The following is a 10,737-nucleotide window of genomic DNA, read 5'->3' on the forward strand; positions in this document are numbered from 1 at the left end:
GCAGACAGGCCCGGCCCGGCCAGGGCGCGCCCCGGCTAGCCGCCGCTCCAGCAGTGAGCGGGGTCGCGGCCTGGTGGGCCGCTGCGCGGAGCCTTCCCCAACCCGCCCCTTCCCGACCTGGGGCTCCGCCCCAGACCCCGCGCCTCAAACGCCGGCGGGGCTGGAAGGCGGGCTCTGCCCGGACCCGCGCCTCAAACGCCGGCGGGGCTGGAGGGCGGGTTCTGCCCGGACCCGCGCCTCAAACGCCGGCGGGGCTGGAGGGCGGGCTCTGCCCGGACCCGCGCCTCAAAGGCTGCAGCGCGCCCACCCCCTGCGCCCCGCCAACCCCGCCCCCTCACCGCCCCCCCACCACGAACCGCACCCTCACCCCCGGCCTCGCCTGTCCCGCCGGGCCCAAGGCGGCGGCCGGGACCACGCCCAGGACCGGGTAGCCGCCTGTGACGGGGTGGTCTGCGAGGAAGACGACCGGGAGGCCGTCCGGGGGGACCTGGACCGCGCCCAGGACCATGCCCTCGCTGGGGAGCTCACCGCCGCGGGCGCGGACCAGCGGTGGGCCGCCCTCGATGCGGAGGCCGATCCGGTTGCTGGCCGAGGAAACCCGGTAGCTGCCGCGGGCGAGGGCCGCCACCGACTCCCGGGTGAACCAGTCCGCCCGCGGCCCCGGCCGCACCGGCAGGACCAGTTCCTCCGGAGGGGCCGGTACCCGCAGCGCGTCCGCGCCCGCGACCGGACCCCAGGGCCGCCCCACCGGCAGCACCGTCCCCGCCGTCAGGACCGGCGGCCCCAGCCCCGACAGCAGGTCCGTGGCCCGGCTCCCCAGCACTTCGGCGACGGCGAAGCCGCCCCGGACGGCGAGCAGGCTCCGCACCCCGCGCACCGCCGCGCCCAGTTCCAGCAGCGCCCCGTCCGGCACCCGTACCGGCGCGCCCCACGGCGCCGGGCGCCCGGACACCCGTACCGGACAGGGCGCGCCCGTCACCGCCACGGTCACGGCGCCCGCCGCCCGCAGCGCGACCCCGTCCAAGGTGGTCTCCAGCGTGGCCGCGCCCGCCGGGTTGCCCAGCAGCCGGTTGGCCAGCGCATGCGCCTCCGGGTCCAGGGCCCCCGACCGCGGCACGCCCAGGTGGGCGTACCCGGGCCGCCCCAGGTCCTGGACGGTGGTCAGGGCGCCGGCCCGCACCACTTCCAGGGCCGGGCCGCTCACGCCGGCACCTCCGTGAACCGCACCCGCACCCCCGGCGCGAACAGCGCCGCCGGCTCCCGCCCCGCGTCCCACAGCACCGCATCGGTACGGCCGATCAGCTGCCAGCCGCCGGGCGAGGACCGCGGGTACACCCCGGCGTACTCGCCCGCGAGCGCCAGCGACCCGGCCGGTACGGACGTCCGCGGGGTCGCCCGGCGCGGCAGGTGGAGCCGCTCCGGCAGCCCGGTCAGGTAGCCGAACCCGGGCGCGAAACCGCAGAACGCCACCCGGAACGCGGTGCCGGTCACGATTCCGGCCACCTCCCCGGCCGGAACCCCCCACAGCCCGGCCACCTCGGCCAGGTCCGGGCCGTCGAACCGCACCGGGACGGTGACCTCGGGGCCCTCGCCCTCCTCGAGCGGCGGCACCTGCCAGCCGGCGATCCGCGCCGCAAGCGCCTCCGGCGCCCTCACCCCGTCGACCAGCACGGTCCGGGCGGCGGGCACCACGTCCCGTACGTCCCCCAGCCCGGGTTCGCCCGCGGCCCGCCGGCGCAGCACCTCCGCGTGCAGTGCGGCAACCTCGGCCGCCGAGTCCACCTCCAGCAGCAGCGCCTCCGCACCCACCGGAAGCACCCGCACGGGAGCCGCCCGCACGGGAGCCATCTGCGCCGGAGTCACCTGCGCCGGAGCCGTCCGTACGGGATCCACCTGTACGGCATGCTCTGGCAGGGGGACCTCCGGCACGGGCGGCACCCGCCCCGGCCGCTCGCTGTCGCTCACGCGAAGGCCTCCACCCGGGCGCCCGCCTCGCCCAGGGCCCGCCGCACCCGCATCGCGAGCTCGGTCGCCCTGGGCGTGTCCCCGTGCAGGCACAGCGAGCGCCCCGCCCCGCCCCGTACCAGCGCCAGGGCCTGCGCCACCACGGCGTCCGGGTCGTGCAGCACCGCCCCCGGTTCGCTGCGCGGCACCAGCGTGCCCTCCGGGGTGTACGCGCGGTCCGCGAACGCCTCCGGTACGGCCTCCAGCCCGGCCTCCCCGGCCGCCACGAGCAGCAGCGACCCCGGCAGCCCCAACACCGGCAGCCCGGCCCCGGGCCCGGCGGCGAGCCGGACGCCGGCGACCACGGCGGCCGCCTGGCCGGCGTCCCGCACGGTCCGGTTGTAGAGCGCGCCGTGCGGTTTCACGTACGACACCCGGGAACCGGCCGCCCGCGCGAACACCTCCAGCGCCCCGATCTGGTACGCCACCTCGTCCGCGAGCTCCTCCGGCGGCACGTCCATCGCCCGCCGGCCGAACCCGGCCAGGTCGCGGTACGAGACCTGCGCGCCGATCCGGACGCCGCGCTCCGCGGCCAGCTCGCAGACCCGCCGCATGATGGACGGATCGCCGGCGTGGAAACCGCAGGCCACGTTGGCGCTGGTGACCACGGACAGCAGCGCCTCGTCGTCGGTCAGCGTCCACCGCCCGAAGCCCTCGCCGAGATCGGCGTTGAGATCGACCACCAGGTCCGCGTCAGCATCCGCACCCGAGTCCGCACCGGCGTCAGCATCCGCACCCGAGTCCGCACCGGCATCAGCACCCGCACCCGAGTCCGAGTCCGCACCCGCACCCGAGTCCGAGTCCGAGTTCGCGTCCGCACCCGGGTCCGAGTTCGCGTCCGCATCCCAGTCCGAGTCCGAGTTCGAGTCCGAAGGTGTGATCATGGGAGCCATGCGGTGAGCGTAGAGCAGCCCCCCGGACCCCCGCACCGGACTCCGCGGCAGCCCAGGACGATCCGGCCGAACCGTGCCGTTTGGGTGGTTGTCAGTGCGAGCGCCTAATCTTTCCGTCGTGACGTTTCCTGCCCCGGCGAAGACCCTCCCGTCCCCGGCTCCGGGCCCGGCCGCCGACGAGGGCCTGGCCCGGCGGCTGCGCGCCCTCGCGTGCACGGCCCCGCTGCACGACCTCGACGTGCGCAAGGCCAACCTGGCGGGCGAGTACGGGGTCTACGCGATGGCGGAGGTCGCGCTCGCCGCGATCGACCTGGTCACCCTCAACATGGACTTCGACACCGGCGCGGACCACGAGCAGATAGTCGCCCGGCTGCTCCCGCGCGTCGCCGCCCAGGCGCCCGCCCGGCCCGCCGCCGAGCACGAGCGGGTGGCCCGCTGGGTGCTGGAGAACCTCATCAACGTCGGCAGCGTCGACCGCGGCTTCCGCGCGATCTACGGCACCTTCGGCCCCGACGGCGTCTACGTCCGGCGCGACTACGACTTCAAACTCGTCGAGGAAGTCCCCGGCTACGGCGGCGCCGTCTACCTGCGCACCACCGACGAGGCCGTCAACGTCCTCGTCGGCGCCCTCGACACGGACGTGACCAGCGCCCAGATCGCGGCCGAGGTCAAACTGGAGGTCCTGATCAGCCGGGGCCGCCTCGCCGACGCGCAGCTCGCCGCGGAACAGGCCCGGTACCGGACCGTGCAGTACGCCGAGACGCTCCGCCGCACCCTCGACGCGACCCGGCGCAACGTCCGCGCGGTGGACTGGCTGGAGGCCGTCCCCGACATGATCGCGGAGGCGCTCGACCACGTCGCCGACCGCTACCGGCACGAGAACGCGATCCTCACCAACATCCGCAAGGCCCGGGACGAGGCGGAGGACTCCGAGCACAAGCGGCGTGCCGCCGAGCTCGTCGACATCGTCAAGGACTGCATCCGCCGGCACACCCAGCTGCAGTCCCGGCTCCTCGAAGCCGGACCGCTGTTCCGCGCAGAGCAGGACCGGCAGGCCTTCGCCGCGCCCGCCCCCCGCTCCGGCATCGACCTGTACGGGCAGCTGGTCGCGCCCGTCCTGCCGCTGCCGGTCGCCCAGGCCCGGCGGGTCACGGACGCCTTCTTCGCGGCCGGCACCGGGCTGCGCACCCCCGTCTCGGTGCGGGTCGCCGACCTCGTCGAGATACTGCTCACCCCGCCGCTGGAGCGGGAGCACCTCGGCGCGGAGATGCCCGAACCCGATCTGATCGCCACCCCGGACGACAGCCGCTTCAGCGAGGAGCAGCTGGCCTCCGCCATGGAGCTGCTCGACCTGCCGCACGACGCCCCGCGCCGGCTTTCCGGCCTGCTCGCCGAGGCCCGGCGCCACGACCCGGACCTGCCGTACCTGGTGGCCCTGCTCGCCGTGCACGCGGCCAGCCCCGCGGTGGGTACGGCGTACCGGCAGGGGGAGGAGCGGCTGCTGTTCGCGGTGGACGACGGTACGGTCCTCGACGACCCGGAGTTCGGTGGTGCCGACCTGATCGTGGGCACCGCCCTGCTGGACGCGGCAGGCATGGCCGCGGCCCGTACGGAGTCCGCATGACCCCCCTCCTCACTTCCCCTCCGCCGGCTGTTTCCCCGTGGACGCGTGCGCTCCCCGCGGCGGTGCCCGTCCGCACCACCCTTCCGGCACCCGGTCCGGCGGAGCCCGGACCCGCCCTCGGCCGCCGTGCCCCCGTGCGCCGGCGGAGCCGGGCGCGGTCGCGGGCTGCGGGCGCCGCAGGCGTCGCGGCGCGGCCGGGGGGCCGGGGGCCTGCCCCCTCATGCGGCGGAGCCGCACATCGGTACTGCGGGAAGGGGCGGGGTGGGGGAACAAACCCGCTCCCGCACCGGACCACCCCACTGACCACCACCCTCGAGGAGCCCCAGCCGTGAGCGAGACCCACGCCGAGCACCCCGCGTGGAGCGAGCCCGCGCCCGAGCCCGCCGCGCACCCAGGCCCCGCCGCGCACCCAGGCCCCGGGGCGGTCACCCCCGCCGACGCCGCCGACGCGGCCCGCCTCGTCGCCTTCGGCCTGCAGCCCAAGCTGCTGCCCGCCCGGGACGCCGAGTACGCCGAACTGCTGCGCCGCTACCGCGAGGACCCGGCCTTCGGCCGGCTGGCCGACGCCGTGGCCACCGGCCTCGGCCTGGTCGTGCTGGAGGTCTCGCCGCGCGCCGGCATGGCCGTCGCCGCCGGCGAGGACTCGGTGTTCGCCGTCCGGATGGGCGACTACGCCCGCCGCACCACCGCCGACGGCAGCGACCGCTTCCTGCACGGCCTGGCCCACCTCGCCGTCGCCGCCCTCGCCTTCCCGCGCCCCGAGGACCTCGCCGACGACGGCTACATCGGCCGGATCACCGTCAACGGGGTGGATGCCTTCGTCCGGCAGACCTGCCGCCGCCTGGAGGAGCGCGCCGAAGAGCTCGGCGAGAACACGGACCCGGCGACCGACGCGCCCGGCCTGGAGGCCGCCTGGCGGGTCTACGCCCGCCGCAGCGCCACCGGCGCCACCAAGGACGCCCGCCGCCTCGCCGGCTCCACCACCGGCATCGTCGGCAAGGCCGTCGCCTTCCTCACCGACTCCGGATTCCTCCAGCGCACCGGGGACGATGCCGGCGGCGCCTACCGCACCACCCCCCGCTACCAGCTGCAGGTCCGCGACATGGCGGGCAACGCGGCCATGGCCGAGCTCCTCGAACTCGGGGTGGTGCCCGTCAGCGACGGCACCGCCAGCCTGCTGCCGCCGCCCGAGGGCGACGACCTGGAGCTGGCCGCCGACGCCGGCCTCCCGTTCCACGCCTGAGCCTCCGCCCATACGGCCGCATACGCCCGCACAAGTCCTCATACGCCCCCGTACGCACGACACCAGACACCACGAGAGTCCGCCGCCATGTACGAGCTGTCCCGGATCCGCCTCTACTCCATCGGTCCTGCCGGTGCTCGCTACGCCGACACCGTGCTCGACCTGCGCGGAGTCGGCGAGCCGGTGCCCCACCCGGCCCCGACGCAGGCGGAGTTCTTCGAGGAGGAGCCGTCCGGCCCGCCGCGCCGTCCGGCGCCCGCCGGTGTGCTCTTCCTGGAGAACGGCGGCGGCAAGTCCGTACTCCTCAAGCTGATCTTCTCGGTCATGCTGCCCGGCCACCGCAACACCCTCGGCGGCGCCAGCTCCGGCGTGCTGCGCAAGTTCCTGCTCGCCGACGACTGCGGCCATGTCGCACTGGAGTGGCAGCACACCCAGACCGGCGAATGCGTGGTCGTCGGCAAGGTCAGCGAGTGGCGCGGCCGCCAGGTCTCCAACGACCCGCGGAAGTTCGCCGAAGCCTGGTACTCCTTCCGGCCCGGCCCCGGCCTCAGCCTGGACTCCCTCCCGGTCGCCGAGGCCACCGCGGTCCGCCCGCCCGTCGAGGGCGCCTCCGGCGCGCAGGGCCGCCGCCGCACCATGAAGGGCTTCCGCGACGCGATCACGGAGGCGGGCAAGGCCTACCCGCACCTCGAGGTCTCCTGGGAGGAGATCCACGACCGCTGGAACGAACACCTCGGCGAGCTCGGCCTGGACCCCGAACTCTTCCGCTACCAGCGCGAGATGAACGCCGACGAGGGCGAGGCCGCCGGCCTCTTCGCGGTCAAGAAGGACTCCGACTTCACCGACCTGCTGCTGCGCGCGGTGACCGACACCCGGGACACCGACGGGCTCGCCGACCTCGTCCACGGCTTCGGCAACAAGCTGGGCCGCCGGGCCGAGCTGATGGCCGAACGGGACTTCACGGCCGGCTCGGTGGACCTGCTGACCCGGATCGTGGAGGCGGCCGAGGCCCGCTCGCGCGCCCGGGACATCCACGCCGGCGCGGAACGCCGCACCCGCACCCTGGCCCGTCGGCTGTCCGCCCGCGCCGCCGAGGAGCGGGCCCGGGCGGCCGACCTCGCCCAGCGGGTCACAGGTGCCGCCCACGAGGTCACCGCGGCCGAATCGGCCCGTGACCGGAGCGCCGCCATCGCCGCCGAACTGGCCTACCGGCACGCCTCCCTGGCCCTGACCGTCGCCGACAAGGCGGCCGCCGCTCAGCGCCGCGAGCTCCTGGAGGCCCGGACCCTGCACTCGGCCTGGCAGGCCGCCGAAACGGTGCTCCGCCACCGCGCGGCCGCCGACCGCTCGGCGCGGGTCGCCGCCGCGATCCGCGAGGCCGAGCGGGACGCGGCCCCGGCCCTGGCCGCCCGGGCGACGGCCGCCGCACAGCTCGTACGGGCCCTGCACACGGCCGCCGAGGACGGCGAGCGGGTCGCCAACGAGGAGGAGGAGCGCTCCGCCGCGCTCCAGGCCGCCGGCGAGACCGCGCACCGCGACGCCACCGCCGCCGCCACCGCCGCCCAGCGGGCCCGCAGCGAGGCGGAGCACCTGCGGGCCCGGCTGGCCGAGGTCGAGCAGGAGACCGCCGAGGCGGTCCGCGCCGGCTGGCTGGACGACTCCGCCCCGGACGCGGACCCGGCGCGGGCCGCGCTGGAGGCCAGCGAGGCGGAGAAGACCGCGGTCGCCGCCTGGGACGAGGCGCGCGAGGCCGCCCGGAGTGCGACGGAGGCCGCGCGGGAGGCGGCCGCCGCCGAATCGCGGGCCGAACTGACCGCGGCCCGTGCCGCGGACGCGGCCGCCGCCGCCGAAGCCGCGCACGAGGCGGAGCGCCGTACGGCCGCCGCCATCGCGGAATCCCCCCGCCTGGCCGACCTCCTGGGCCTCCCGCCGACCGCGGACCCCTCCGTTCCGCACCCCCGCGCTGCCGCCCCCGGCTCCGGTACGGACGCCCACGCGCCCGGCACGCCCGCCGGCTCCGCCACGGCAGCCGCAGCCACCGACGGCCCCGCCGGGTCCGGCAGCCCGGCCGGGTACGCGTCGCCCGCGCTGGACCCCGATGCCCTCGACCGGAACGCCGACGACCTGCGCGAGCTCCTGAACAGCGGGGTCGCGGCAGCCGAACGGCAGTTGTTCGAGCTGCGGACCGCCGCCGCCGACGACGCCCGGATCCTCGGCGCGCTCGGCGACGGCGGCCTGCTGCCCCCCGGCCCCGACGTCCTCGCCACCGTCGAGTACCTCGGCGAGCACGGCATCCCCGCCCTCCCCGGCTGGCGCTACCTCGCCCAGTCCGTGGACCCCGCCGACCACGCCGCCGTGCTCGCCGCCCGCCCCGAGCTCGTCGACGGCGTCGTCATCACCGAGCCCGACACCCACGCCCGCGCCCGCGAGGTCCTGAGCAGCGCCGCCCTGCTGCCCCGCTCCGCCGTGGCCGTCGGCACCGCCGCCGCCCTGCTGGCGCCCGTACCGCCCGCCGGGCCGGACGGCGACCACAGCGGTGTGTCCGGCATCTTCATCGTTTCGCCGAACCCCGCCATGCACGACGAGCACGCCGCCGACGAGGAGCGGCAGGCCCTGCGGACCCGGGCCGCCGCCCGCGACACCGAGATCCGCGAGCTCGCCGCCCGGCTCGCCGGGGACCGCGAGCTGGCCGCCCGCCTCGCGTCCTGGCGTACCGGCTGCCCGCCCGGCCGGCTCACCGAGCTCGCCGAACAGGCCGCCGCCGCCCGCGCGTTCGCCCAGGAGGCCGAGGCCGAGCTGGCGGAGGCCCGGACCGTCCGCGCGGAGGCCGACGAGGCCGCCGCCGACGCCGCACGGGTCCGCGAAGAACGCCAGGACGCCGCCCAGCGGGCCCGCCGCGCCGCCGACGCCCTCGCCGGACTCGCCTTCCGGCTCCGCGAGCGGGCCGGCTGGCAGGCCCGGGTCCGTGAACTCGCCGACGAGGCCGCCGAGTCCGAGGCGCGCGCCGAGACCTGCCTGGGCCGCGCCCGGGCCGCCGACGAGGACCGCCGCGCCGCCCAGCGCGCCGCCGACGACGCCCGCCGCACCGCCCGAGCCCTGCGCGCCGAGCGGGCCGAGATCGCCGGCGTGCCCGAGCTGCTGCCCGAGGAGGACGAGCCGCGCCGCGCCGCCCTGCCCGACCTCCGCGAGGCCTACCGGGCCGCCTCCCAGCTCTACGAGAAGGTCGGCGTCGGCGCCGACCTGCGTGCCGAACAGGCCCGTGCGGAGAGCGACGAGAGCGCCACCACCGCCGAACTCGACCGCCTCACCAACAAGGTCCGCACCCGCGCCGCCCAGCTCCTCGAAGGCACCGACGGCGCCGACGGCCCGTCCCGCCAGGCCGCGGCCGCCCGCGCCGAATCCCTCGTACAGATGCTGGAATCCCGGGCGAACACGGCCAGCGAGCAGCTCGGACGGCTGCGCGGCGAGGCCGAGCGCCTCGCCCCGGCCGACGGCGAGACGCACACCGACCTCCCCGAGGAACTCGTACCGGACCACGTCGAGCAGGCTCAGGTCCTGCTGCGCACCGCCACCGCCCAGCTCGCCGCCCACACCGCGGCCGTGGAGTCGGCCCGCGCCGCCCATGCCGACCTGCTGCGCTCCCACCGGGCCGCCGAGGACGGGGCCGGCGGCTTCGAAGAGACCGCCGCCCAACTGCGGGACCAGCTGCGGGACCACACCCACCAGGACGACGAACAGCAGGACCGGACCGCCTACCCGGGAGCCCTGGAGGAGGCCCGGCAGTCCGCCGCCGAGGCCCGCCGGTCGCTGCGCGGCTGCAGCGCGGACCTGTCGGCCGCCGAGTCAGCGGTCCGCGAGGCCGCCGACGTCCTCGTCCGGCACGCCAACGCCACCCGCTACGAGCAGGTACGCACCCCCGCCCGGCAGCAGATCCGCGAACTGCCCGCCTCCGCGCTGCCGGAGCACGCCGCGGCCTGGGCGGCGGCCTTCGCGCCGCGGCTGCGGGTGCTGACCGACGAGCTGGAGCAGCTGGAGCGGAACCGGGACAGCATCGTGGACCGGCTGCGCGGGCTGGTCGAGTCCGCGCTGGCCACGCTGCGGTCGGCCCAGCGGCTCTCGCAGCTGCCGGAAGGGCTGGGGGAGTGGTCCGGGCAGGAGTTCCTCCGGATCCGCTTCGAGGAGCCCGACCAGGCCACCCTGAGGGAGCGGCTGGGCGAGGTCATCGACGAGGCCACCCGCTCCGCGGTCAAGAAGAACGCCTCCTTCGGCGAGGGCCGCCGCGACGGCATGTCGCTGCTGCTGCGCGGGGTCCAGGCGGCCCTGGAGCCGCGTGGCATCGCGGTGGAGATCCTCAAGCCGGACGCCGTGCTGCGCGCCGAGCGGGTCCCGGTGGGGCAGATGGGCGACGTGTTCTCCGGCGGCCAGCTGCTGACCGCCGCGATCGCCCTGTACTGCACGATGGCGGCGCTGCGCAGCAACGACCGGGGCCGGGACAAGCACCGCCACGCGGGCACCCTGTTCCTCGACAACCCGATCGGCCGGGCCAACGCCACCTACCTGCTGGAGCTCCAGCGGGCCGTCTCGGACGCCCTGGGCGTCCAGCTCCTCTACACCACGGGCCTGTTCGACACCACGGCCCTCGCGGAGTTCCCGCTGGTCATCCGCCTGCGCAACGATGCCGACCTGCGGGCGGGCCTGAAGTACATCAGCGTGGAGGAACACCTGCGGCCGGGGCTGCCGCAGCAGGCCACGGAGGGCGAGACCATCCACGGCGAGATCACCGCCACCCGCATGTTCCGCAAGACCGGCACCCAGCCCTGACCCCCACCGCCGCAGCCTCCCCAGCCCGCCGGCGCGCCCTCCCCAGCCCCGCCGGCGCGCCCTCGTCATCGCCGCCGGGGCGGCCTCCCCAGCCCCGCCGGGGCCGGAGGCATGTCCAGCCCCGCCGGCGTTTGAGGCGCGGGGGTTCGGGG

General features: G+C 76.9%; 6 protein-coding genes. 3 read left to right on the forward strand and 3 right to left on the reverse strand.

The features are described 5' to 3' along the window. Positions 1–334: 334 nt before the first annotated feature. From AB0447_RS35920 to AB0447_RS35930, 3 genes are all read right to left on the reverse strand, one after another. On the reverse strand, positions 335–1,204 hold the full coding sequence (locus AB0447_RS35920; protein WP_366481170.1) for a biotin-dependent carboxyltransferase family protein: 870 nt from the start codon (positions 1,202–1,204) through the stop codon (positions 335–337). Then, positions 1,201–1,848: an allophanate hydrolase subunit 1 gene (locus AB0447_RS35925; RefSeq protein ID WP_366481174.1), complete on the reverse strand. Its 648-nt coding sequence runs from the start codon at positions 1,846–1,848 to the stop codon at positions 1,201–1,203. Before AB0447_RS35925 ends, AB0447_RS35920 begins: the two co-directional genes overlap by 4 nt. A 113-nt stretch (positions 1,849–1,961) precedes the next feature. Beyond that, positions 1,962–2,687, reverse strand: a complete 726-nt coding sequence (locus tag AB0447_RS35930; RefSeq protein ID WP_366481176.1) for a 5-oxoprolinase subunit PxpA — start codon at positions 2,685–2,687, stop codon at positions 1,962–1,964. 328 nt (positions 2,688–3,015) lie between these two features. Here AB0447_RS35930 and AB0447_RS35935 point away from each other — a divergent pair, with 328 nt between their 5' ends. The 3 genes from AB0447_RS35935 to AB0447_RS35945 all read left to right on the forward strand — a co-directional run bounded on the left by AB0447_RS35935 (position 3,016) and on the right by AB0447_RS35945 (position 10,585). Beyond that, positions 3,016–4,521: a hypothetical protein gene (locus AB0447_RS35935; protein WP_366481171.1), complete on the forward strand. Its 1,506-nt coding sequence runs from the start codon at positions 3,016–3,018 to the stop codon at positions 4,519–4,521. Between the two features lie 328 nt (positions 4,522–4,849). Then, complete coding sequence (locus AB0447_RS35940; protein ID WP_366481172.1) at positions 4,850–5,764, forward strand: hypothetical protein; 915 nt, start codon at positions 4,850–4,852, stop codon at positions 5,762–5,764. 87 nt (positions 5,765–5,851) lie between these two features. Further along, positions 5,852–10,585 carry a hypothetical protein gene (locus AB0447_RS35945; RefSeq protein ID WP_366481173.1) on the forward strand — a complete coding sequence of 1,578 codons (4,734 nt, stop codon included), beginning with the start codon at positions 5,852–5,854 and terminating at the stop codon, positions 10,583–10,585. Positions 10,586–10,737: the final 152 nt, after the last annotated feature.

Source organism: Streptomyces sp. NPDC051211 (assembly GCF_040689505.1).
GTDB lineage: Bacteria > Actinomycetota > Actinomycetes > Streptomycetales > Streptomycetaceae > Streptomyces.

Coding starts and splice junctions, on each gene's coding strand:
- AB0447_RS35925 (WP_366481174.1), bottom strand. CDS start 1,848: ATGGCTCCCGTGCGGGCGGCTCCCGTGCGGGTGCTTCCGGTGGGTGCG.
- AB0447_RS35945 (WP_366481173.1), top strand. CDS start 5,852: ATGTACGAGCTGTCCCGGATCCGCCTCTACTCCATCGGTCCTGCCGGT.